Below are 23,469 nucleotides of genomic sequence, written 5' to 3'. Positions count from 1 at the left end.
CTCGGTGCTACCTTAAAGGATGCTCTGCCCGGTCGCGGCCCAGTCCTTGAGAAAGCCTTCGATGCCCTTGTCGGTCAGCACATGGTTGGCGAGCGACATGATCACCTTGGGCGGTGCGGTCATGACGTCCGCACCGATGCGGGCGCTTTCCAGCACATGCACAGTGTGGCGCACGCTGGCGACGAGGATTTCCGTGCCGAAATCGTAATTGTCGTAGATCAGGCGGATGTCGCGGATGAGGTCCATCCCGTCCATGCCGTTGTCGTCATGCCGCCCGACGAAGGGGCTGACGAAGGTCGCCCCGGCCTTGGCCGCGAGCAGCGCCTGGTTGCCGCTGAAGCAGAGCGTCACATTGACCATGGTGCCGTCGCCCGTCAGCGCCTTGCAGGTCTTGAGGCCATCGATGGTCAGCGGCACCTTGATACAGACATTGTCCGCAATCTTGCGCAGGACCTCGGCCTCTTTCATCATCGTTTCGTGATCGAGCGCGACCACCTCGGCGCTGACCGGGCCATCGGTGATGCCGCAGATTTCCCTGGTCACTTCCATGAAATCGCGGCCCGACTTGGCGATCAGCGACGGGTTGGTGGTGACGCCGTCGAGCAGGCCGGTGGCGGCCAGCTCCCTGATGGCGTCGATATCGGCGGTGTCGGCGAAGAATTTCATTGCAGTGCACGCTCCGGCAAGGGTGATTCTCGGTCTCCCTACCGAAGCGCGCGCAGCGGGGCTAGCCCCGCCCTTTGTCCCAGCGTGGCTAGAGCCGCGAGCCGACCCCGAACACACCGATCAGCAGCGGATCGCGAGTGCTTTGCGGGTCGGAGCGGATCAGCGCTTCCTCGCGGCCCATCTCGTTCCAGATCGCATCGTTGACCTGATTGCCGAGGCGGGTGGCGACGCCGGAGACATTGATCCCGGTCAAGGCATTGATCGCCTGCCCGACCAGCGGATCCTCGGCGATGCGGATGGCGTCGGTGAGGCCCGGGACCATGGCATCGACCAGAGCCAGGCCGAGATCGGCCTTGAGATAATCGGTCGCCGCGCTCGGCCCGCCGCGGACCAGGTCGATGGCGTTCTGCAGGCCGATCACCCGCACCGCATCGGTCACGATCGGTGCCGCGCGATAGCTGGCGTCGATGGCGAAATCGGCGAAGGCTCCTTCCAGCCGGTCCTTGAACAGGGCCGAGGTGAGAATGCCCGACAGCACATCGCCGCGCGCGCCAAGCAACTGGCCGAGCCCGATCCGCGCCACCTGCTCGTCCCAGAAGCCGCCATCGGCGGTCAGCCGGGCGAAGGCACGCTCGCTTGACAGCAGCAGCAGGCGGCGGATCGCCTCGGTGAAGCTGAAGCCACCGCCCACGGTCGAGCACGCCGGCAAGGCCAGCAAGGCGGTGGCGGCAGTGCCTGCCAGCATCGCGCGACGGGAAACTATACTGGTCATTTCGCAGCCTCCTTGCTTGCGGCATCCTATTGCCACTGCCCATATGGCAGCAAGATGAACCGCGCCCGCATCCTTACGTTCAACAATGCTGTGCCGGTACTCGACTACCGGGTGCCGCAAGGGATGACCGTGGTGCCCGGCAGCGTGGTGGTCGCCCCTCTCGGCCCGCGCGAGATCCTCGGCATTGTCTGGGAGGAGGAACGCCTGCCGGGCCAATCGGTGCCCGAAGAGAAACTGCGCCCCTTGCGCGACATCATCCCGGTGCCGCCGCTGCGGGCCGAGTTGCGGCGGCTGATCGAATGGACGGCAGACTATTATTGTGCGCCGATGGGCTCGGTGGCGCGCATGGTGCTGGCGAGCGGCGGGGCCATGCGCGGCCCCTCGACCGTGACCGAATACCGGCTGTCGGGCGGCATGCCCGAACGCATGACCCCGCAACGCGAGCGGGCGATGGAGCGGCTGGAGGGCGAGCAGGCGACGATCCGTGAGCTGGCGGAACTGGCCGATGTCTCCGAAGGCGTGCTGCGCGGCTTGGTGAGCCAGGGGGTGCTGGAGCCCGTGCTGGTCGATATCGACCGCTCTTATCCGCGCGCCCGGCCGGATCACGCCGCGCCCGTGCTTTCGCCCGAACAGCGTGAGGTCGCCGACGAACTTGTGGCAGCAGTGGAGGCGCGCGAATTCGCACCCATCCTGCTCGACGGGGTGACCGGGTCGGGCAAGACCGAGACCTATTGCGAGGCCATCGCGGCGGCGCTGAAGATGGACCGGCAGGTGCTGGTCCTGCTGCCCGAAATCGCGCTGACCGAGGCCTTCCTGCGGCGATTCGAGGACCGCTTCGGAGCGGCCCCGATCGTCTGGCACTCGAGCCAGAAATCGACCGAGCGGCGGCGCGCCTGGCGTGCGATCTCGACAGGGGAAGCGCAAGTGGTGGTGGGCGCGCGCTCGGCGCTGTTCCTGCCCTATGCCAATCTGGGTCTGATCGTGGTCGACGAGGCGCATGAGGTCAGCTTCAAGCAGGATGATGGCGTACGCTACAACGCCCGCGACGTGGCGGTGATGCGCGGTCATTTCGAGAGCCTGCCGGTGGTGCTGGCCAGCGCCACCCCGGCCTTAGAAAGCCTGCAAATGGCCGAGAGCGGGGTCTATCGCAAACTCGACCTGCCCAGTCGCTTCGGTACGGCGCAGTTGCCCGCAATCTCGCTGATCGACCTGACCGAGGAAAAGCCCGAGCGTGGTCGCTGGCTCGCCCCGCGCTTGGCCCGCGAGCTGTTCGCCCGGATGGAGCGCGGCGAGCAGTCGCTGCTGTTCCTCAACCGCCGCGGCTATGCTCCGCTGACTTTGTGTCGCAACTGCGGTCACCGCTTCCAATGCGCCAATTGCAGCGCCTGGCTGGTCGAGCACCGCTTCACCCGCAAGCTCGCCTGCCACCACTGCGGTCACGAGGAACCGCAGCCGCCGCGCTGCCCTGAATGCGGCGAGCCCGATTGCCTGGTCGCCTGCGGCCCGGGGGTCGAGCGGATCGCCGACGAAGTGGCCGAAATCATTCCCGAGGCGCGGGTGGCCGTTGCGACATCGGACACGCTCAACACGCCCGACAAGGCGGCGGAGTTCGTCGCCATGGCCGAAGCGGGCGCAATCGACGTGATCGTCGGCACGCAGCTGGTGACCAAAGGCTTCCACTTCCCCGAACTGACGCTGGTCGGCGTGGTCGATGCCGATCTCGGCCTCGAAGGCGGCGATTTGCGCGCGGCCGAGCGGACCTATCAGCAAGTGGCTCAGGTCGCCGGGCGCGCCGGGCGCGGATCGAAACCGGGCGAGGTGCTGATTCAGACCCGGCACCCTGATGCGCCCGTAATCGCCGCGCTCGCCAGCGGGGATCGCGACGCCTTCTATGCCACCGAGACCGATGCGCGCCGCCATGCCGGTGCCCCGCCGTTCGGCCGCTGGGCCGCAATCATCGTCTCCAGCGAAGACGAGGCCGAGGCCCGCGATGCCGCCCGCCGCATCGGCGATACGCGGCCAAGGATCGAGGACATCGCCATCCTCGGCCCCGCCCCGGCCCCGATGGCGCTGCTGCGCGGCCGCTATCGCTACCGCCTGCTGATCAACGCCCGCCGCAGCGCCAAGGTGCAGGATGCGATCCGGGAATGGCTCGCCCCGCTGGACTTGCCGCGCGGAGTGCGCGTATCGGTCGATATCGATCCCTATAGCTTCGTCTGAGAGGAACCTGCCCGATGCTCACCGTCCACCACCTGCGCCTGTCGCAATCCGAACGTATCGTGTGGCTCTGCGAGGAGCTGGGAATCGACTACGAGGTCAAGCTCTACACCCGCCGGACCGACAACAACCTTGCGCCGGACGAGTACAAGGCGCTGCACCCGATGGGCATCGCCCCGGTCATCACCGACGGCGATTTCGTGCTGGGCGAAAGCGGCGCGATCATGGACTGGATCATCGCCCAATATGGCGACCGCGGGCTGGTGCCGACCAAGGACCACCCCGATTTCGCCGACCACCTGTTCTTCTACCACTGGGCCAATGCGACCTTCATGACCAATGGCATGATGGCGCTGGTCGCCGGCCGGATGGTTCAGGGCGGTGAGATGCCGCCCTTCGTCGCCGACCGTAACGCCAAGGGCTGGGGCATCGTCGAGAAGCGGCTGGGCGAGGCGGACTATTTCGGCGGATCGCAGCTGACCACGGCCGACATCATGATGGGCTTCCAGCTCACCACCAGCCGGGCGATGAGCGGCATGGGCATTGAAGGCATGCCCAACCTGCAAGCCTATCTCAAGCGCATCGGCGAACGCCCCGCCTACCAGGCAGCGATGGCCAAGGCCGAACCGGGGATGCCGCCCAAGCTGGACTGATCCCTGCCCCAAGGGGCAGCTTGGCAACGCTTTGCAGGCTCGCGCATTGGGATTGGCATGCCTTCCGACAGCCCGATCCTCGTCCCCATCCTCGGCGACCAGCTGACCCGCACGCTCGCCTCGCTGCGCGGGCGGGCCATGGACGACACCGTCGTGCTGATGATGGAAGTGTGGGACGAGGCGACATACGTCAAACATCACCAGCAGAAGATCGCGCTGGTCTTCTCCGCCATGCGCCATTTCGCGGCGGAGCTTCAAGGAGCGGGCTGGACGGTCGACTACGTCAGGCTGAACGACCCGGACAATAGCGGCAGCTTCACCGGCGAGGTCGCCCGCGCCATCGAGCGGCATGGTCCGCGCGAAGTGCATGTGGTCGAGGCGGGTGAATGGCGGGTATTGCAAGCCATGGAGGAATGGGCGGACAAGTTCCCCTGCCCTGTCACCATCCTGCCAGACGACCGCTACCTCTGTTCCAAGGCCGAATTCGCCGACTGGGCCGAGGGGCGCAAGACGCTGAGGATGGAGTTCTTCTATCGCGAAATGCGCAGGAAGACCGGGCTGCTGATGGAGGGCGGCGAGCCCGAGGGCGGCCAGTGGAACTACGACAGCGAGAACCGCAAGCCGCCGAAGGAAGGCCTCTCCGCCCCGCAGCGCCCGCTGTTCGAGCCGGACGAGACGACTCGCGAAGTTCTGGACCTGGTGTCGGGGCGCTTTGCCGAACACTTCGGCGATCTCGAGCCGTTCCAGTGGCCCGTCACCCGCGACGAGGCCGAGCAGGCTGCGGATGCCTTCTTCGTCGAGCGGCTGCCGCAGTTCGGCGACTATCAGGACGCTATGGTGCATGGCGAGGATGACCTGTTCCACTCCATGCTTTCGACTAGCATCAACCTCGGCCTCCTCGATCCCGTCGAGCTGTGCCGCCGCGCGGAGGAGGAGTACCGCGAGGGCCGCGCGCCACTCAACGCGGTCGAGGGCTTCATCCGCCAGATCATCGGCTGGCGCGAATATGTCCGCGGCTTCTACTGGCACGAAATGCCGGGGCTTGCCGAAGCCAACGAACTGGAGGCCACCCGCCCGCTGCCGGAGTTCTACTGGACCGGCGAGACGGACATGCGCTGCCTCGCCGATTGCGTTCGCTCGACCCGCTCCAACGCCCACGCCCATCACATCCAGCGGCTGATGGTTTTGGGCAATTTCGCGCTCATCGCGGGGATCGAGCCCAAGGCGGTGCAGGACTGGTACCTTGCGGTCTATGCCGACGCCTACGAATGGGTCGAACTGCCCAACGTCAGCGCCATGGTGCTCTATGCCGACGGGGGGCGGCTGGCGTCCAAGCCCTACGCCGCCTCGGGCAATTACATCAACAAGATGAGCAACTACTGCTCGGGCTGCACCTACTCGGTTTCGAAGAAAACCGGCCAAGGTGCCTGCCCCTTCAATGCGCTCTATTGGCATTTCATGGATCGCCACCGCGACCGGCTCGAAAGCAACCCGCGCATCGGGCAGGTCTACTCTACGTGGGACCGCATGGGCGAGGGACGGCAAGCCGCATACCTCGCCAGCGCCGAAGCTTTTCTCGACACGCTTGAGCCAGCCCGCGAAGGCTGGGCGCGCTAGCTCAGGCGCGCGACCACCACGGCTTCATTACCTCGCCCCGGTCCATCGCCAGCTTGACCAGCCAGATGCCGAAGGTCGTCGCCACCACCAGCGCGATGATCGAAGCCTCCAGCCCGAACGGCTCACCCGAGATGATCGGATTGCCGCCCAGCCGCGCATTGACCAGCCCGTCGACATCGATGCCTGAAACCGGCACGTCCCACACCAGCCCCTGAGTCACGTTCCAGCCAAAATGAATGCCGATCGGCGCCCATAGCGAGCGGGTCAGCATATAGGCGCCGCCGAGCAGTATCCCCGCTTCCATCGCGATGGCGAAGCTGCTGAACCAGCTCGCTCCCGGATTGCCGATGTGCAGTGCGCCGAACATCGCCGAGCTGACCAGCAACGCCGCCCAGCTGCCGGCAAATTCCTCGAGCCAGCGGAACAGCACGCCGCGGAACAGCAGTTCCTCGAAGAATGCTGCGTTGATCCCGGCAATGAACAACAGCCAGAGCCAGCTTTGCATCCCGCCCCAACCCTCGATCCGGTAAACACCAAGCACTGCGGCGAGTCCGACGATCAACGTCATCAGGGCAAAGGCCCCGGCGCCGCCCAACCCGAGGTCGCGCAGCGCGCCTGCCAGTGGCAGGTCATCATGCTTGCGCGCGCCCAAGTTGCGGATGACCAGTTTGTAGAGCCCGAACAGCACCAGCACATGCAGCACCACACCGATGATGGTGCCCGCCGCACCCTGGGCCATGCCCAGCTTCTCGAGCAATCGCGCAACGACAAAGCCGAGACCGGCCGTGGTGCCCAACACCAGCGCGCCAGCTGCTATCATCGTCACCAGCGGAAAATCGAGCACTCTGCGCGACAGCGGCTGGTCGTGAGTAAGGGTGGTCATGCGAACCTCGTCAATCGGTATGCATCGGAAGGAACGCAAATCACCTGTGCTGTCAATTGGCCGGGGGTGGCTGTCCCGTTTCCATTCGCGGATAGGGGGCAGAGGTTAACACGGGCTCGACGCAGCGAAGGAAGGGGGGGGTAGCGACCTCACTGCGAGACACAGCCGCAATCGGGCGGTATGGCCCAGGCATGGCCCGACTGCTGCTGTTCAACAAACCCTATGGCGTCCTGTCGCAATTCACCGACCGCGGGTCACCGACGGTTCGCTCGACCTTGTCGGACTTCATCGCGGTGAAGGGCGTCTATCCTGCCGGAAGGCTCGATCGCGACAGCGAGGGGCTGTTGCTGCTGTGCGATGACGGGCGCTTGCAGGCGCGCATCGCCGATCCGCGCTTCAAGCTGCCCAAGACCTACCTCGTCCAGGTCGAAGGCGACCCGCAGGAATCGGAGCTTGAGCGTCTCCGCCAAGGCGTGGTGCTCAAGGACGGCATGACGCGCCCGGCCGAGGTTGCTCGCATCGACGAGCCGGAGCTATGGCTCCGCGACCCGCCGATCAGGCAGCGCAAGTCGGTCCCCGACGGCTGGCTCAGGATGAGTATCCGCGAGGGCCGCAACCGGCAGGTGCGCCGGATGACGGCGGCAGTCGGGCTCCCCACCCTCAGGCTGGTGCGTTGGTCGATCGGCGAGTGGACGGTTGCCGGGATCGCGCCGGGCGAGTACCGGGAAATTTCTGTCTAGGCACGCCGGGTGGCTTGCAAAAAGGCAGATCGTCGGGTTTCCGCACTCTCATGAATTATCGCCATTCCTTCCACGCCGGGAACAGCGCCGATGTGGTGAAGCACAGCCTGCTGATCGCCCTGGTGCAGGCCCTGCAGCTTAAGCCGGGGCCGTTGACCCTGATCGATACCCACGCTGGCGGCGGGCTCTACGACCTTGGCGGCGAGCAGGCCCGGCGCACCGGCGAGGCGGCACATGGCGTGATGCGGGCCTTCGCCGATGCCGACCCGCTACTGGACGACTACCGCGCTGCCGTCCGCGCGGTGAATCGCTTGGAGGAACCGCACCTCTACCCCGGATCGCCGCGGATACTCGCGCAGCTGTTGCGACCGCAGGATGTGCTGATCCTCAACGAAAAACATCCCGAAGATGCCTATGCCCTGCGGGGCGCAATGCGCGGGACACCCGCAGCCGTGCACGAGCGGGATGCCTACGAACTATGGCTGGCGATGCTGCCGACCAGGACGCCGCGCGGCGTGGTGGTGGTCGACCCGCCGTACGAGCGGACCGACGAACGCGCCCGCATCTCCGCGACCCTCGCCGCCGCGCATCGCAAGTGGGCACATGGCGTGACGGTGATCTGGTTCCCGCTCAAGGAGCGCGCCGCGCACCAGCGCTGGAAGGACAAGTTGCAGAGGCTCGGTATCCCGAAATTCCTTGGGATCGAGCATTGGCTGTATGATGCCGAACAGACCGGCATCTACAACGGCGCCGGCCTGTTCATCGTCAATCCGCCTTACGCCTTTACTCAGGCGCTGCCGCCAATGCTACACGCCTTGCGCGCCACACTCGCACCGGAAGGCCACAGGGGCGAGATCACGACTGAATGGCTGAACGTCTGAGAGGGAATCAGGTCGCCAGCGCCGCCCGCGGCGGTTGCGTCTTCCCGAAGGCGTTGATCGCCCGGCGTGCCGGCGTTTCGAAGAAGCGATAGCTGAGATCGGATAGCAGCAAGATCAATGCAACTGCGCCGGCCAGCGCAACTGGCTGCATCTCGTCCGGCACCCGCTCGCCGCCAAACACGAAGATATTGAGCGACCAGAACACCGGTGCATGGATGAGATAGATCGAATAGCTCAGATCGCCCAGCCAGGTGAACGGACGCCAGCCGAGCAACGCCACCTTCGGTGCCAGCATCAGGACCCCGGCCCAGCAGGTCAGGGCTAGGACGCTGCCCTTGTCGAACACCTTCGGCAGGAGGAACAGAATTGCGCCGGCAGCCAACAAGGCCAAGGGCACGACGACAGGTGCGTTGCGATGGCGATAGACGATGATCCCGGCGAAGAAGCCGCAGATGCCGCGCGCGATATGCACTACGCTGGGGTCGCCCGAGATGGTCAAGGCCAGTCCGCCCAGCGCCAGCATGGCCGACCATGTTACGAGCCACTTGAAATGCAGCCCGGCGACGAGGAAAAAGATAGCGTAGCACAGCATCTCGACGGAGATCGACCAGGTCGGAATGTTGAAGCTGAACCGGTCGTTGAGGCCACTTTCCTGCAGCATCAGCAGGTTCAGCGCGAAGTGCCAGCCGTCGGTCCGGATGCTGCCGCCGGTCACCGGGGTGCCCAGCGCCAGAACAATGGCGACGATTACCAGCGTCAGCAGGTGCAGCGGATAGAGCCGCGCGAACCGCGCCACCCAGAACTGTCGCGCGCCCGCCGTGAAAACCTCGCCGCTGGCATAGACATGGGCGAAGATATAGCCTGAGACGACGAAGAACAGGTCCACCATCGTCCAGCCATAGGCATGCAGCCAGGTGAAGACCGGCAGTCCGTCGAGCGGCCCGGTGCGATAGTCGCCGAGCAGGAAATGGACGTGGAACACGAACGCCACCGCAGCCGCAGCAATGCCGCGCACAGCGTCAACCTGCGGAATCCGGTCGCGTGACAACTGTGCCCCCCCCTGCTGACGACGCTCCGGCTTTTTGTGCACAAGCATCGGACCGCTTCCGGGTTAGCAGGGTATGGTTGTCATTCGCTTAACCCTCAATACTCCGACAACTCGCCAGCAAAGGCCGCCTTGGCCTTGTCACCCAGCCAGTTCATCGCCGCAGCCCAGGGCCCGTGGCCATAGCTGATACGGGCGACGCCCAGTGCCGCCAATTCCGCTTTGGTTCCGCGCCCCGGGGCCCACAGGATGTTGACCGGGAGCGGTGAACGCTCGCAGATCGCGGCGATGGTCGGGTGGTCGCCGAGGAAGGGGACGAACAGGCTGCCAGCTCCGACGTCGGCATAGGCCTGTGCGCGGGTGATGACATCGTCGATCATGGCGGTGGTGTAGTCGTCGGGCTTCTTGCCGAGATAGACGTCGGTGCGGGCGTTGACCCACAGCCCGGCACCGGCGACGGCGCGGACCCGCGCGGCGGCTTCCTCCAAGGGACGGAGTGTCGTTTCGCCCGGTGCGCGGTCTTCGAGGTTTACGCCGACCGCGCCTGCCTCGGCCACTGCGGCAGCCGACCGGGCAACCTGCTCAGGCGTGCTGCCGTAACCAGCTTCCATGTCGATGCTCACCGGCAGCTCGGTCACGCTCACCACTTCGCGGCAATTCGTCAGCGCGAGTTCGAACGGAAATGCCTCGCCGTCCTTGTAGCCATGCGCTTCGGCCACGCCATAGCTGCCGGTGGCGATGGCCTTCGCGCCCGCCGCCGCGACGGCCTTGGCGCTGCCTGCATCCCAGATGTTGAATATAATAAGCGGGTCGCCCGGCACGTGCAGTGCCGCAAAGGTTTCGTACTTGCTCATTTGGCTTCCCTTTTCAGCAGTTCGGTTTTGATTTCGAGGCCATAGGCATAGCCGCCCAGCGTGCCGTCATGCGCGATGACACGGTGGCAGGGGATCAGCACAGCAATGTTGTTGGCGCCATTGGCGCTGCCGACCGCGCGGCTGGCCTTGGGGTTGCCGATGGCAGCGGCCTGCTCGCCATAGCTGCGGGTCTCGCCCGGCGGGATCTCGCGCAGAGCCTGCCAGCAGCGTTGCTGGAACGCCGTGCCCTTGACGTCGAGCGGGATGTCCGCGCCCGTGCCCGGTTGCTCGACCGCGGCGACGACACGCTGGAACAATTCCCGGAATTCCTCGCCGCCCGGTACCAGCTCGGCCTTGGGGAAGCGGGCGCGCAGCTCAGCCTCGCCCTCATGGAAGCTGAGGCAGCATACGCCGCACTCCGTCGCGGCGACGAGCATCGGGGCGATGGTGGTTTCGATCACGGCATAGTGAATCGTGCGACCTGCGCCGCCGTTCTTCCAGTCGCTCGCGCTCATGCCCAGTTTCCCTTCCATCGCCGCGTAAAAGCGGCTCGGCGCTTCGTATCCGGCGTCGTAGATCGCGTCGGTCACCCGGTTTGCCCCTGCCAGTGCCTCCTTGGCCCGCTCCTCGCGCAAGGCGCGGGCATAGGCGGCGGGGGACAGACCCGTGGCGCGGGTGAAGACGCGCTGGAAATGGGTCGGAGAATAGCCGGTCAGCTGGGCCAGTTCGTCCAGCGTCGGCGATCCGCCTGTGGCCTTGATCTCGTCGATCGCCGCCAGCACTGCCGCCTCGTCACGGCCCACATCATCGGGCAGGCAGCGCTTACAGGCGCGCAGGCCCGCTGCCCGCGCCTCCGCCCCGCTTGCGAAGAAGCGGACGTTATCGCGCTGCGGATGGCGCGCGGCGCAGCTGGGGCGGCAATAAATCCCGGTCGTCAGCACCCCGGTGACGAAGCGCCCGTCGAAACTACGGTCGCGGCGCAGGACGGCGGCCCATTTGCTGTCACTGTCCATCACGCGCTCCTCTCGACCCGGGCGGCAAAGCATCCGTGGGCCGCATTATGGGCATGGATAGTGGCAATATCGGGGTTGGCCAACAACTCGCGGATCTTGCCATCGGCTTCCCCGGGCAGGGCCAGCCGCGCGTCGCTCAGCATCCCTTCGGCATCGAACCCGCGCAGGCCCAGCGGACGACCGGCTAAGACCGGCGGCATCTCGTCCACGAACCGCGCCGGCTGCACCCCTTCGCGCACGTAGATGGCATAGCTGCTGCGATAGGGCGTGGCGACATCGTGGCTGGTGTGGTGGAGCAGGATCAGCTGATCGCCCTCGCGCGCATCCTCGAGGCTGACCCGGCATGGAAAGCCGCGGCTTGCCGAAGCGGTCACGCGGACGCCGCCGCGCTCGGCCAATTCGGCGTCGGAGAGGGTGAAAAGTGGCGAAAAGTCGGCGGGGTCGAGGCCGGTGATGGAATAGGTCATGGGTCGTCTCCTGCTTGGTGCAGGAACTGCCTAGACCCCGACGCGCTATGCCGCGTCCCGCTGCTTGCGGTCAAACCGTCAGCCGGTGCAATCGCGTTCGTTGTACATGCCGGATCGGCCCTCGCGGCTGCACAGCAGGCCCCCGGCGATGTAGCCTTCGGTGCCGTCGGGCAGGCGGACCTTGTACCACGGGTATTCGTCGAGCCATGTCCGGTCGGTTACCGCAATGGTTTCGACGTTTACCCCCAGCGGCACCCCGGCAACGCGCTTGAATTCCTGACCCGGGCCGGAGCGGACATTGCCGCCCCAGGTGATCGCGCCGCCGGGTGCGGCCCATTCGGTCCAGCGCTGCCCTTCGCCGGAGACCAGTTGCCCGCCGCCGCGCCAGCTTTCGCCGACCGCGACCGAACGCGAGGCAAAGCATTCGCTGGTGCCGAACGCGCCATAGAGCTGCGCTGCATCGGCGTTGATGACCATGGTCATCTCGGCATTCTCATACACTGTGCGCCAGCCATTGTATTTCTGGCGCAGTGTCAGCAGGCGCGGTTCGCCGCTGTCCATGGCGGCATAGTCGCCCGCGGGCGCCAGCTCGCCGGCATATTCGCTGGCGTCCTCATTGGCGTAGAGCACAACCTGCGAATCGCCGAGGCTGCAGGCGAACGGTCCAGGGATGTCGCCTTGCGCCCATGCCGGGATTGCTCCTGCCGCTGCGACCACGATCAATACTCCTGCCAGCACCCGCATATCGCTCTCCTGCACAAGGAATCCTCTGGCGCGCATTCTGCACTCTATCCTATGCAGCCGCAATGTTGACCCGGTTGAAGCCCCTTGCCGCCGCCCTGCTCGCCCTTGTGCTGGCGGCCTTGCCGCAAACGGCCGGGGCCGACCCGGCGGACATTCAGGCGGCGGCGCGCGGGGTGGTGCGGGTCGTCATCATCGGCACCGATGGCTCGCAGGTCTATCCGGTGAGCCACGGAACGGGCTTTGCCGTGAGCTCGACCAAGATCGTCACCAATGCCCATGTCGTGCGCGAAGCCTCCATGGATGACGAACTGCGCATCGGCATCGTCCCCAGCGATGGCGACGATGCCAGCTATGCCAGGGTGCTGGCAATAGACCCCAAGCGGGACCTTGCCTTGCTGGAGATCACCGGCACGCTGCGCCTGCCACCCCTGACTCTCGCGGGCGCGCGCGAGCGTGACGGCGCGGAGGTGGTCTCCGTCGGCTATCCGATGAATGTCGACCGGGCGCAGGGACTGGAGATCGGCGATATCTTCAAGCCGCAGGGCACGGTCAATTCGACCGGCTTCATCAGTGGCCAGCGCCCGGCCAAGCAATTCGATTCGATCCTCCACACCGCCCCCATCGCGCGCGGCAATTCGGGCGGGCCCCTGCTCGACCAATGCGGCCGGGTGCTGGGGGTCAACAGCTTCGGCGCGGAGAGCGACGGGACCGATGCCGAGTTCTACTTCGCCGTGTCCAATCGCGAGCTGCTGCCGTTCCTGCGCGACAACGGCGTCACGGCGCGGGTCAACACCCAGCCATGCCGCTCGCTCGCCGAGCTCGATGCCCAGGAACAGGCGCGCGCCCGCGCGGCGCAGGAGGAGGCCCAGGCCGCGCTTGCCGCCCGCAGCGAAGACCAGCGGGAAAAGCGCACCCGCGCCCAGATGGAGGCCGGGATGGCGGTGCAGGCCGACCGCGAAAACCAGATGGCGCTGGCGATGGTGCTGCTGCTGGTCGGTGCCGGTGCGGCCTACACGCTGTTCCAGCTTCGCGGCCAGGCAGAGGCCGAAAGGGAGCGCATGATTGCGGGCACGATCGCGGCGGTGGCCTTGATCGCGGCGCTGGCAGCATGGTTCACCCGCCCCGGCCTCGACGAGATCGACCGCCGCGTGGCCGAGGCCATGACCGAGGACCGGACCGGCGCCCCGACCGGCGCGGCCACGGTCGCAGCCGACGCCCGGCTTACCTGTACCCTTGTTCCCGAGCGCAGCCGCATCACCGGCGACCCGGCCGAAATGGTCGAATTCGACTGGACCGCCGGGGGCTGCGTCAACGGCCGCACGCAGTACGGCTTCAAGTCGGGCGAATGGAGCCGGGTGTTCGTGCCCAACGAGGAAGCCGCCGTCTCGGTCGCGCGCTACGATCCCGAAACCCGCACCTACCGCACCGACCGCTACCTGCTCACCGCCAGCGCCATGGCCGAGGCCCGCAAGGCGCGCGGGGCCTATTCGACGCCGACCTGCCAGACCGACGACGCCGCCGCCAAGCTGGGCGACCTGCAAAGCGCGGTCACGAGCGTGTTGCCGGAGCAGCCTAACGAGCGGCTGGTGTACTCCTGCTCAGTCAAGAATTAGGGACGACCTACGCCGCCAGCGTCTCGCCGCCGAGCGCCGGGTGGACCGCACAGGTCTTGAGGCCCTGCCCGCGCAGGTCTCCGCCCATGTCGGTCTGGGCATGGAGGCCGCGTTCCTCATAGATATGGTCGGCGGTGTGGAACGCCTCGAGCCCCACGATCTCTGCCTTCAGATCATCGGGCAGCGCGTCATTGGCCTCGCCCATATGCGCCCACATGGTGTCGCCCCCGCTCGGCGGCAGGTGGCGCGCCAGACTGCTGGTCGCATCAACTCCTCTCCCCTTGCGGGAGAGACTGGGAGAGGGGTTCGGAGCGCAGCTCCGACCGGCAACCTCGCAGCCCCCTCTCAACTTCGATTAGGCGGCAGGCCGCCAAGTCTCCGTATCTCTCCCGCAAGGGGAGAGAGAGAGAAGAACAACACCCGTTCCAATTTCTGCACCCGACTCGGGTTGCACTTCGCAAGGGCCAATGCTAGGCGCGCGCCAGCTTTGCCGGGGTGCCATGCGTGCGCCCCATTCGGCCTAAGCGATGCATCGTTATTTCCGGACCCGAAGAGGACCTCAAGCGCGTGGATATTTCCGCCGGTATTCAGGCTAGCCTGGCAGGGCGTTACGCCTCGGCTCTGTTCGAACTTGCCGCCGAGGCAGGTAACGTCAGCGCCGTCGAAGGCGACCTCGAGAAGCTGAGCGCCGCGCTCGCCGAATCGAGCGACCTTGCCGCAGTCACCACCAACCCGCAGATCAGCCGCGGCCAGCAGGCCGATGCCGTCGGTGCCGTGGCCAAGGTGCTGGGTCTCAGCGACCTCACCGCCAAGTTCCTCGGCGTGCTGGCGGACAATCGCCGCCTGTCGCAACTGCCGTCGATGATCCGCGCCTTCCGCACCATTGCCGCTGCCCAGCGCGGCGAAGTGACCGCCGAAGTCGCCAGCGCCCATCCGCTGAGTGCGGAGCAGCTCGAAACGCTGCGCCAGAAGCTGACGCAGCGCGAAGGCCGCACCGTGAAAGTTTCCTCGACCGTCGATCCGGACCTCTTGGGCGGCCTTGTCGTCACCATCGGTTCGAAGCGCATCGACGGCTCAATCCGCACCCGTCTCAACACTCTTGCTCAGGCCATGAAGGGCTAAACAATGGATATCCGCGCCGCAGAAATCTCCAAGGTCATCAAGGACCAGATCGCCAGTTTCGGCACCGAAGCGCAGGTCAGCGAAGTCGGTTCCGTGCTTTCGGTGGGTGACGGTATCGCCCGCATCCACGGCCTCGACAATGTCCAGGCCGGTGAAATGGTCGAATTCGCCAACGGTGTGCAGGGCATGGCCCTCAACCTCGAAGCCGACAACGTCGGCGTCGTGATCTTCGGCTCGGACGCCGAAATCAAGGAAGGCGACAGCGTCAAGCGGACCGAAACCATCGTGGACGTCCCCGTCGGCAAGGGCCTGCTGGGCCGCGTCGTCGACGCACTGGGCAACCCGATTGACGGCAAGGGCCCGATCGAATCGACCGAGCGCCGCCGCGTTGAAGTCAAGGCCCCGGGCATCATCCCGCGCCAGTCGGTTTCGGAACCGGTGCAGACCGGCCTCAAGGCCATCGACGCCCTCGTCCCCGTCGGTCGCGGCCAGCGCGAGCTGATCATCGGCGACCGCCAGACCGGCAAGACCGCCGTCGCCATCGACACCTTCATCAACCAGAAGGAAGTCAATGCGAGCGGCGACGAGTCGAAGAAGCTCTACTGCATCTACGTCGCCGTCGGCCAGAAGCGCTCGACCGTGGCGCAAATCGTCAAGCAGCTCGAAGAGAACGGCGCGATGGAATACTCCATCGTCGTCGCCGCGACCGCTTCGGAGCCCGCTCCGCTGCAGTACCTCGCGCCCTACACCGGCTGCGCGATGGGCGAATTCTTCCGCGACAACGGCATGCACGCCGTGATCGTCTATGACGACCTTTCCAAGCAGGCCGTCGCCTATCGCCAGATGTCGCTGCTGCTGCGCCGCCCGCCGGGCCGCGAAGCCTATCCGGGCGACGTGTTCTATCTCCACAGCCGCCTGCTCGAGCGTGCGGCGAAGATGAACGACAGCCAGGGCGGCGGTTCGCTGACCGCTCTGCCGATCATCGAAACCCAGGCCGGCGACGTCTCGGCCTACATCCCGACCAATGTGATCTCCATCACCGACGGCCAGATCTTCCTCGAAACCAACCTGTTCTACCAGGGCATCCGTCCGGCCATCAACGTCGGCCTGTCGGTGTCGCGCGTGGGCGGTGCGGCCCAGACCAAGGCGATGAAGAAGGTCTCGGGCTCGATCAAGCTGGAGCTGGCGCAGTACCGCGAAATGGCGGCCTTCGCCCAGTTCGGTTCGGACCTCGACGCTTCGACCCAGAAGCTGCTCAACCGCGGTGCGCGCCTGACCGAGCTGCTTAAGCAGCCGCAGTTCTCGCCGATGCCGTTCGAAGAGCAGACCGTGTCGATCTATGCCGGTACCAACGGCTATCTCGACAGCGTCCCGACCGACCGCGTGACCGAATACGAAGCCCAGATGCTGAGCTTCATGCGTTCGGAACACGCCGACGTGCTCAAGGAAATCCGCGAGAGCGGCAAGTTCGAAGGCGAAGCGGCCGACAAGACCAAGGCCGCGCTCGACGCTTTCGCCAAGCAGTTCGCGTAACCGTCACCCCAGCGAAAGCTGGGGTCGCTGGCCTCCTGGCCGGAACTTATTGAACCCGATCCCAGCTTTCGCTGGGATGACGAGAAAGAGAAACGAGAGTGGCTTCACTCAAGGAACTCAAAGGTCGGATCAACTCGGTCAAGTCGACCCAGAAGATCACCAAGGCCAAGCAGATGGTCGCCGCGGCCAAGCTGCGCCGTGCCCAGGCCTCGGCCGAAGCCGCGCGCCCCTATGCCGCGCGGCTGGCCGAAGTCATGGCCTCGCTCGCGCGCAAGGTCAGCGGCGACAGCGCGCCGAAGCTGCTCGCAGGCACCGGTTCGAACCAGAAGCATCTGCTGGTGGTGGTCAACACCGACAAGGGCCTGTGCGGCGGCTTGAACTCGAACATCGTCAAGGAAGCCAAGCTGCAGGCGAAGAAGCTGATCGCCGAAGGCAAGGACGTGACCTTCTACCTCGTCGGCAAGAAGGGCCGTGCGCCGATCAAGCGCGACTATGAGAAGCAGATCGCCGACGGGTTCGACACCTCGACGGTCCGCACCCCCGGATACAGCGAAGCTGAAGCAATCACTGCCGAGTTGGTGGCGATGTTCGAGGCCGGCAAGTTCGATGTCGCGCATCTGATCTACCCGACCTTCAAGAGCGCGCTGGCGCAGGACCCGACCACGGTCCAGCTGATCCCAGTCCCCGCACCGGCCGATGCCGCTGCGACCGATTCTGTCGTCGAATACGAGCCGGGCGAAGAGGAAATCCTCGAAGCGCTGCTCCCGCGTTACGTCAAGACGCGGGTTTTCGGTGCGCTGCTCGAACGCGAAGCGTCGGAACAGGGTGCGTCGATGACCGCGATGGACAACGCCACGCGCAACGCCGGCGACCTGATCAACAAGCTGACCATCCAGTACAACCGCAGCCGCCAGGCCGCGATCACGACTGAACTGATTGAAATTATTGCTGGGGCGGAAGCCCTCTAATCCGCCGTCATCCCAGCGAAAGCTGGGATCTCCCTCGGCACCGACGACATATCTGAACCAGATCCCAGCTTTCGCTGGGATGACGAAATAGAGCAAAGGCAAGGACTGATACAATGGCCACCGCACCTGCCCTCAACCAGACCACCAATGGCACCATCAGCCAGGTCATCGGCGCCGTCGTCGACGTGCAGTTCCCGGGCGAGCTGCCCGCGATCCTGACCGCGCTGGAAACCAAGAACGGCGGCAACACGCTGGTTCTCGAAGTTGCCCAGCACCTCGGCGAAAACACCGTCCGCACCATCGCCATGGACGCCACCGAAGGCCTCACCCGCGGCCAGGAAGTGGTCAACACCGGCGCGCAGATCTCGGTTCCGGTCGGCCCCAAGACCCTCGGCCGCATCATGAACGTCGTCGGTGAAGCGATCGACGAGCGCGGTCCGATCGGCGCGGAAATGACCGCCCCGATCCACGCCGAGGCCCCGGCTTTCGTCGACCAGTCGACCGAAGCCGCCATTCTCGTCACCGGCATCAAGGTCATCGACCTGCTCGCTCCCTACGCCAAGGGCGGCAAGATCGGCCTGTTCGGCGGCGCTGGCGTGGGCAAGACCGTGCTGATCCAGGAACTGATCAACAACATCGCCAAGGGTCACGGCGGCGTGTCGGTGTTCGCGGGCGTCGGCGAGCGGACCCGTGAAGGCAACGACCTCTACCACGAATTCCTCGACGCCGGCGTTATCGCCAAGGATGCCGACGGCAATGCCACCAGCGAAGGCTCGAAGGTCGCCCTCGTGTTCGGCCAGATGAACGAGCCTCCGGGTGCCCGCGCCCGTGTCGCCCTGTCGGGCCTGACCATGGCCGAATACTTCCGCGACCAGGAAGGCCAGGACGTGCTGTTCTTCGTCGACAACATCTTCCGCTTCACCCAGGCGGGTTCGGAAGTGTCGGCGCTGCTCGGCCGTATTCCTTCAGCCGTGGGCTACCAGCCGACCCTGTCGACCGACATGGGGAACCTGCAGGAACGCATCACCTCGACCACCAAGGGCTCGATCACCTCGGTGCAGGCGATCTACGTCCCGGCGGACGACCTTACCGACCCGGCCCCGGCCACTTCGTTCGCTCACCTCGACGCAACGACCACGCTGAGCCGCGCGATTTCGGAGCTGGGCATCTACCCGGCGGTCGACCCGCTCGACTCGACCAGCCGCGTTCTCGAACCGCGCGTCGTCGGCCAGGAGCACTACGAAACCGCCCGCAAGGTCCAGGAAACGCTGCAGAAGTACAAGTCGCTGCAGGACATCATCGCCATTCTCGGCATGGACGAACTGAGCGAAGAGGACAAGCTGACCGTCGCCCGCGCGCGCAAGATCCAGCGCTTCCTGTCGCAGCCGTTCCATGTCGCCGAAGTCTTCACCAACATCCCGGGCCAGTTCGTCCAGCTCGAGGACACGGTGAAGTCGTTCAAGGCTGTCGTCGACGGCGAATACGACCACCTGCCGGAAGCCGCCTTCTACATGGTCGGCGGCATCGACCAGGCGGTCGAGAAGGCCAAGAAGCTGGCGGAAGAGGCGTAATCACCCTCCCCCTCCTCTTCAGAGGAGGGGGCCGGGGGGTGGTGGCGAGCGAAGCGAGCGCGAGCCAGGCACCACCCCGCTGCGACTAGGTTCGCTGCGCTCACCAAGTCTCGCTGCCCCTCCTCTGAAGAGGAGGGGGTAAGGAAAGAACAATGGCACTGCATTTCGAACTCGTCACGCCCGAGCGTCAGGTCCGGTCCGAGGACGTCCACATGGTGGTCGTGCCCGGTACGGAAGGGGAGTTCGGCGTGCTGGAAGGCCATGCGCCCTTCATGTCGACCATCCGCGACGGCGCGGTGCAGGTCTACAAGACCGAAAACGCCCAGCCCGAGCTGATCGAAGTCCGTGGCGGCTTTGCCGAAGTCGGCGAGAACGGCCTGACGGTCCTTGCCGAGCACGTCGAGGGGTAAACCGCGAGCCCCTGCGAAGGCAGGGGCCTCAGTCGGCAGGCGCTTCATCGCCTGAGGTTCCCGCCTTCGCGGGAACGCACAACGCAAGGGGCGGTCCGCCAGGGCCGCCCTTTTCGTATCGACGAACCGCGCACCCGGCCCTGCAAAGGGCCTTGCCTTCCCCGCCCCAGCCGCCAGACTGCGCCCATTGCATTGCAAAGGGGCTGCTACCATGAAACTCGTCTCCACCCGCGCGCTGGCCGCCGGCCTTGCGCTCGCCACTCTCACAGCCGCGCCGCTTGCCGCACAAGATGGGAACACCGTGACCGATACCGAATGGGAAGCCAACAACGATCCCTTCATCTGGCTCGAGGAAACCCGCAGCGACCGCGCGCTGGAATGGGTCGCGGGCGAGAACGAGAAGACCATCGCCGCGCTGCAGAGCGATCCGCGCTTCGAACAGCTCAAGGCCGAAGCGCTGGCGATCTTCAACGCCGATGACCGGGTGCCGGGCGTCGCCTTCACCCATTACGGCCTGATCAACTTCTGGCAGGATGCCAAGAATCCCAAGGGCATCGTCCGTCGCACCACCATGGAAAGCTGGCGCACCGACAGCCCCGAATGGGAAACCATTCTCGATATCGACGCGCTCGCCGCTGCCGAGGGCAAGGAGTGGGTCTATGGCGGGATGAGCTGCCTCCCGCCCGACGGCACCCGCTGCATGGTCTCGCTGTCCGATGGCGGCAAGGATGCCAGCGTCGCCCGCGAGTTCGACCTCGAGACGCTGAGCTTTGTCGAAGGCGGCTTCGAACTTCCCGAAAGCCAGGGCGGCGCGAGCTGGGTGGACCAGGATACGCTGCTCGTCAGCCGCAATTTCGGCCCCGACACGGTGACGGAGAGCTTCTACCCCTTCACCACGCGGCTGTGGAAACGCGGCACGCCGATCGAGGATGCGCCGGAGATTTTCCGCGGCGACAAGACCGACGTTTCCGCCGGGGCCTATCTGTTGCGCGACGGTGAGGCGACCATCCATGGCCGCATGGCCTATCGCGGCATCTCGTTCCACGAACGGCTCTATTTCTTCGAGAAGGACGGCGCGTGGCTGCAGCTGGACCTGCCGACCAAGGCCGGGCCCTACGGCATCATCGACGGACAGATCCTGTTCTCGACCGATGTCGACTGGACCCGCGACGGCGTGACCTTTCCGGCGGACTCGATCGTCTCGGCCGATCTGGAGGCATGGAAAGCCGACCCCAACGGCGCGAAGATGACGCTGGTCTGGGCCCCGGGCGAGCGCCAGACCAAGAGCGGCGCGACTTCGACCAAATCCAGCCTCTATGTCAGCCTGCTCGACAACGTCCGCGGCAAGGTGCTCAAGTTCGATTACGAGGGCGGCCAGTGGGTCAGCCAGCAGATCGCCCTGCCGGAAAACGCTACCGTCGGCATCGCCACCTCCTCGGACGAAACCGACGAGATCATGTTCACCTCGACCGATTTCCTCAGCCCCGGCACCTGGTATTACGCCAACGACGGGGTGACGCTGGAAGTGGTCAAGGAAAGCCCGGAACGCTTCGATGCCAGCGGCATGGAGATCGAACAGTACGAGGCCACAAGCAAGGACGGGACCAAGATCCCCTATTTCATCGTCAAGCCCAGGGGCATGGCGATGGACGGCACCACCGCCACCCTGCTGACCGGCTATGGTGGCTTCCAGGTCCCGCGCCTGCCCGGCTACCTCGGCTCGACCGGCAAGCTGTGGCTGGAGCGTGGCGGCGCCTATGTGCTGGGCAATATGCGCGGCGGCGGCGAGTTCGGCCCCGAATGGCACCAGACGGCGATCCGCGAGAACAAGCAACGCACCTGGGACGACTTCATCGCCATCGGCGACGATCTGGTGAAGCGCGGCTTCACTTCGCCCGAGCATCTCGGCATCCAGGGCGGCAGCCAGGGCGGCCTGCTGGTCGGCACGGCCTTCACCCAGCGGCCCGACCTGTTCAACGCGGCCATCGTCCAGATCCCGCTGTTCGACATGCTGCGCTATCACCTGATCGGGCGCGGAGCATCCTGGATCGGCGAATATGGCGACCCGCGCATCCCCGAGCAGAAGGCCTGGATCGACGGCTATTCGCCCTATCAGAAGCTGACGGCGGACAAGCAGTTCCCGCGCATCATGTATGTCACCTCGACCGCCGATGACCGTACCCACCCCAGCCACGGCCGCAAGGCGGCGGCGCGGATGGCCGCCAACGGCCAGCCCTACCTCTATTTCGAGGAAACCAAGGGCGGCCACTCGGGCGGCGTCGACAACGAACAGCGCGCCATGCTGCAGGCGATGCAGTGGGTCTATCTGATGCAGCAGTTGATGGACAACCAGGCAGAGGGGGCCGCAGAAGCCGAGTGATTCCCCGCGCGATCGGTGAAATACATGGAAGGGCGGTCCAAATGGGCCGCCCTTTCTCGTTTCATCGCATCCCAGCCTCAACCCGGATGGTAAACCCGGCGCTGACTCCACTTGGAAAGACGAAATTAAGTCAACTCAGCAAGATTCGGCTCGGACAGGGGGCCAACGCAGGAGATGACAAATGCCCTATCCCCCACACGAAACCATCGCCTCTCGCATCAAGCGCGCGGGCCTGCCGGAAAGCCATGACATCCATTGGTCCGACAGCCGCAAGCGCGAGGTCGTCAAGGCGGTGCGCGACAGGCTGATTACCTTTGACGAGGCACGCTGGCGCTATCTGCTGAGCCGTAAGGAATTCGACACCTGGGAACAGAAGTTCGACCGCGCCGAAGCCACCCCGTCCAAACGCAAAAGGGAGTTCGAACCGAGTTGACCCGCATTCCTGGGCGGACCCGCTCGGTACCCGGCTGGTCGCCCGTTTCCCCGCGCTGCCCCGTCCCCCCTGTTCGGTACGGCGCAACGGAAGCGGGCGGCTATGCTGCAATTCGGCGATAACTCAAGGTGCGCGTGCGAGCTCGCCCAGTTCTCCGCCACGGCAATACTGCCGAGCGCTTTCCACCACCGTCGGGTGAAGCTTGTCGACCAGGGCTATGCCGAACACCCGACCCTCGGTCCGTGTCACCCGCCCGACAAAGCTGGGCAGCACGCCCAGCTTGATGGCAATCAGCTGGCCCAGCGCGAGCGACTGCCCTTCTCCCACCAGAATCCTTGCCCCGGTGCGCGACATATCGAGCAGCAGGATGTCCTGTGGCGTCTTGCCATCGCGCAATCCAGCCTTGGAAAAAATCGTGATGCGGGGATAAGTGCGTCGTTCCATAATCCGTTTGGTGTCCAACTGTCAGTTCCGTGCGACCGGAAGGAACCCTCGGATAATTGGGTGAACGTTTAGCCTCCGAAAATTAACATCTCGTAACGCAACCGACTTTTTCAGCGATAGGGTGCGTTGAAATCAGGCGGCTTTCCCGCGACCCAGTTGACGAACCGCGCCAGCTGATCGCTTTCCAGCAAGCGCTCGCGATCAGCGCCGAAGCGTTTCAGTTCGGCATTGGTAAAGCAGGCATGGATCGCTTTGTGGCAGATCGGATGGACCGGGACGGTGTCACGCCCCTTCTTGGCCTTGGGCACGGTGTGGTGCCATTGCTGCAACGTCTCGAACGGACGATGGCAGAGCCAGCAGGTCGAGGTGTCCGTCATCCCAGCGAAAGCCGGGAGCGCTGACGGGGCTGTGCCATGCCGGAGACAGATCCCAGCTTCCGCTGG

Annotated in this window: 24 protein-coding genes; 13 read left to right on the top strand and 11 right to left on the bottom strand. The window is 65.4% G+C overall.

Translation table 11 applies throughout. The features are described 5' to 3' along the window. Positions 1 to 12: 12 nt before the first annotated feature. Positions 13 to 666 (bottom strand): fructose-6-phosphate aldolase, encoded by a 654-nt coding sequence (gene fsa, locus LY632_RS06095; protein ID WP_234092913.1) that lies wholly within the window; start codon positions 664 to 666, stop codon positions 13 to 15. An 88-nt stretch (positions 667 to 754) separates the two neighbouring features. Further along, entirely contained in the window at positions 755 to 1,438 is a 684-nt protein-coding gene (locus LY632_RS06090) for a DUF4197 domain-containing protein (RefSeq protein WP_234092912.1), read from the bottom strand. 54 nt (positions 1,439 to 1,492) lie between these two features. Between LY632_RS06090 and LY632_RS06085 the strand changes: the two genes are divergently transcribed. The 3 genes from LY632_RS06085 to LY632_RS06075 are packed head-to-tail and all read left to right on the top strand — an operon-like array spanning position 1,493 to position 5,925. Continuing rightward, positions 1,493 to 3,658 carry a primosomal protein N' gene (locus LY632_RS06085; RefSeq protein WP_234092911.1) on the top strand — a complete coding sequence of 722 codons (2,166 nt, stop codon included), beginning with the start codon at positions 1,493 to 1,495 and terminating at the stop codon, positions 3,656 to 3,658. A gap of 14 nt (positions 3,659 to 3,672) precedes the next feature. Then, positions 3,673 to 4,308 (top strand): glutathione S-transferase family protein, encoded by a 636-nt coding sequence (locus tag LY632_RS06080; protein ID WP_234092910.1) that lies wholly within the window; start codon positions 3,673 to 3,675, stop codon positions 4,306 to 4,308. A gap of 57 nt (positions 4,309 to 4,365) precedes the next feature. Then, positions 4,366 to 5,925, top strand: a complete 1,560-nt coding sequence (locus tag LY632_RS06075) for a cryptochrome/photolyase family protein (RefSeq protein ID WP_234092909.1) — start codon at positions 4,366 to 4,368, stop codon at positions 5,923 to 5,925. A 1-nt stretch (position 5,926) separates the two neighbouring features. Here LY632_RS06075 and LY632_RS06070 read toward each other — a convergent pair whose 3' ends face one another. After that, positions 5,927 to 6,808: a CPBP family intramembrane glutamic endopeptidase gene (locus LY632_RS06070; protein ID WP_234092908.1), complete on the bottom strand. Its 882-nt coding sequence runs from the start codon at positions 6,806 to 6,808 to the stop codon at positions 5,927 to 5,929. A gap of 191 nt (positions 6,809 to 6,999) precedes the next feature. On the opposite strand from LY632_RS06070, the gene LY632_RS06065 reads away from it, so the two are divergent. After that, positions 7,000 to 7,548, top strand: coding sequence for a pseudouridine synthase (locus LY632_RS06065; RefSeq protein ID WP_234092907.1), 549 nt, complete (start codon positions 7,000 to 7,002; stop codon positions 7,546 to 7,548). 50 nt (positions 7,549 to 7,598) lie between these two features. Beyond that, a complete protein-coding gene (locus tag LY632_RS06060; RefSeq protein ID WP_234092906.1) occupies positions 7,599 to 8,429 on the top strand; it encodes a 23S rRNA (adenine(2030)-N(6))-methyltransferase RlmJ in 831 nt (276 codons plus the stop codon). A gap of 7 nt (positions 8,430 to 8,436) precedes the next feature. On the opposite strand, the gene LY632_RS06055 is transcribed toward LY632_RS06060, so the two are convergent. From LY632_RS06055 to LY632_RS06035, 5 genes are all read right to left on the bottom strand, one after another. Then, on the bottom strand, positions 8,437 to 9,477 hold the full coding sequence (locus LY632_RS06055) for an acyltransferase (RefSeq protein WP_234092905.1): 1,041 nt from the start codon (positions 9,475 to 9,477) through the stop codon (positions 8,437 to 8,439). A gap of 95 nt (positions 9,478 to 9,572) precedes the next feature. Beyond that, positions 9,573 to 10,328 (bottom strand): isocitrate lyase/phosphoenolpyruvate mutase family protein, encoded by a 756-nt coding sequence (locus tag LY632_RS06050; RefSeq protein WP_234092904.1) that lies wholly within the window; start codon positions 10,326 to 10,328, stop codon positions 9,573 to 9,575. After that, on the bottom strand, positions 10,325 to 11,341 hold the full coding sequence (locus LY632_RS06045) for a bifunctional transcriptional activator/DNA repair enzyme AdaA (RefSeq protein WP_234092903.1): 1,017 nt from the start codon (positions 11,339 to 11,341) through the stop codon (positions 10,325 to 10,327). Before LY632_RS06045 ends, LY632_RS06050 begins: the two co-directional genes overlap by 4 nt. Beyond that, positions 11,341 to 11,808: a DUF1203 domain-containing protein gene (locus LY632_RS06040; protein ID WP_234092902.1), complete on the bottom strand. Its 468-nt coding sequence runs from the start codon at positions 11,806 to 11,808 to the stop codon at positions 11,341 to 11,343. Before LY632_RS06040 ends, LY632_RS06045 begins: the two co-directional genes overlap by 1 nt. Before the next feature lie 78 nt (positions 11,809 to 11,886). Next, a complete protein-coding gene (locus LY632_RS06035) occupies positions 11,887 to 12,588 on the bottom strand; it encodes an SH3 domain-containing protein (RefSeq protein ID WP_234092901.1) in 702 nt (233 codons plus the stop codon). Between the two features lie 26 nt (positions 12,589 to 12,614). Between LY632_RS06035 and LY632_RS06030 the strand changes: the two genes are divergently transcribed. Further along, positions 12,615 to 14,165: a S1C family serine protease gene (locus LY632_RS06030; protein ID WP_234092900.1), complete on the top strand. Its 1,551-nt coding sequence runs from the start codon at positions 12,615 to 12,617 to the stop codon at positions 14,163 to 14,165. Positions 14,166 to 14,172: 7 nt separating this feature from the next. Here LY632_RS06030 and LY632_RS06025 read toward each other — a convergent pair whose 3' ends face one another. Beyond that, on the bottom strand, positions 14,173 to 14,382 hold the full coding sequence (locus tag LY632_RS06025; RefSeq protein WP_234092899.1) for a hypothetical protein: 210 nt from the start codon (positions 14,380 to 14,382) through the stop codon (positions 14,173 to 14,175). A 350-nt stretch (positions 14,383 to 14,732) separates the two neighbouring features. Between LY632_RS06025 and LY632_RS06020 the strand changes: the two genes are divergently transcribed. The 7 genes from LY632_RS06020 to LY632_RS05990 all read left to right on the top strand — a co-directional run bounded on the left by LY632_RS06020 (position 14,733) and on the right by LY632_RS05990 (position 22,582). Beyond that, positions 14,733 to 15,287 (top strand): F0F1 ATP synthase subunit delta, encoded by a 555-nt coding sequence (locus tag LY632_RS06020; RefSeq protein WP_234092898.1) that lies wholly within the window; start codon positions 14,733 to 14,735, stop codon positions 15,285 to 15,287. Positions 15,288 to 15,290: 3 nt separating this feature from the next. Further along, a complete protein-coding gene (gene atpA, locus LY632_RS06015) occupies positions 15,291 to 16,820 on the top strand; it encodes a F0F1 ATP synthase subunit alpha (RefSeq protein WP_234092897.1) in 1,530 nt (509 codons plus the stop codon). A gap of 98 nt (positions 16,821 to 16,918) precedes the next feature. Next, on the top strand, positions 16,919 to 17,788 hold the full coding sequence (locus LY632_RS06010; RefSeq protein WP_234092896.1) for a F0F1 ATP synthase subunit gamma: 870 nt from the start codon (positions 16,919 to 16,921) through the stop codon (positions 17,786 to 17,788). Positions 17,789 to 17,901: 113 nt separating this feature from the next. Further along, a complete protein-coding gene (gene atpD, locus LY632_RS06005) occupies positions 17,902 to 19,359 on the top strand; it encodes a F0F1 ATP synthase subunit beta (RefSeq protein WP_234092895.1) in 1,458 nt (485 codons plus the stop codon). Between the two features lie 152 nt (positions 19,360 to 19,511). Continuing rightward, on the top strand, positions 19,512 to 19,769 hold the full coding sequence (locus tag LY632_RS06000; protein ID WP_234092894.1) for an ATP synthase F1 subunit epsilon: 258 nt from the start codon (positions 19,512 to 19,514) through the stop codon (positions 19,767 to 19,769). A 211-nt stretch (positions 19,770 to 19,980) separates the two neighbouring features. Then, the gene (locus LY632_RS05995; protein WP_234092893.1) at positions 19,981 to 22,149 is read left to right on the top strand and encodes a prolyl oligopeptidase family protein; all 2,169 of its coding nucleotides are present in this window, start codon (positions 19,981 to 19,983) and stop codon (positions 22,147 to 22,149) included. A 181-nt stretch (positions 22,150 to 22,330) separates the two neighbouring features. Then, positions 22,331 to 22,582 (top strand): DUF1153 domain-containing protein, encoded by a 252-nt coding sequence (locus LY632_RS05990; protein ID WP_234092892.1) that lies wholly within the window; start codon positions 22,331 to 22,333, stop codon positions 22,580 to 22,582. 123 nt (positions 22,583 to 22,705) lie between these two features. On the opposite strand, the gene LY632_RS05985 is transcribed toward LY632_RS05990, so the two are convergent. Further along, on the bottom strand, positions 22,706 to 23,026 hold the full coding sequence (locus tag LY632_RS05985; RefSeq protein WP_234092891.1) for a PilZ domain-containing protein: 321 nt from the start codon (positions 23,024 to 23,026) through the stop codon (positions 22,706 to 22,708). A gap of 110 nt (positions 23,027 to 23,136) precedes the next feature. Further along, complete coding sequence (locus LY632_RS05980) at positions 23,137 to 23,403, bottom strand: HNH endonuclease (RefSeq protein ID WP_234092890.1); 267 nt, start codon at positions 23,401 to 23,403, stop codon at positions 23,137 to 23,139. Positions 23,404 to 23,469: the final 66 nt, after the last annotated feature.

The organism is Erythrobacter sp. SDW2 (assembly GCF_021431965.1).
Classification (GTDB): domain Bacteria; phylum Pseudomonadota; class Alphaproteobacteria; order Sphingomonadales; family Sphingomonadaceae; genus Parerythrobacter.
This window is presented reverse-complemented; position numbering and strand designations above follow the sequence as displayed.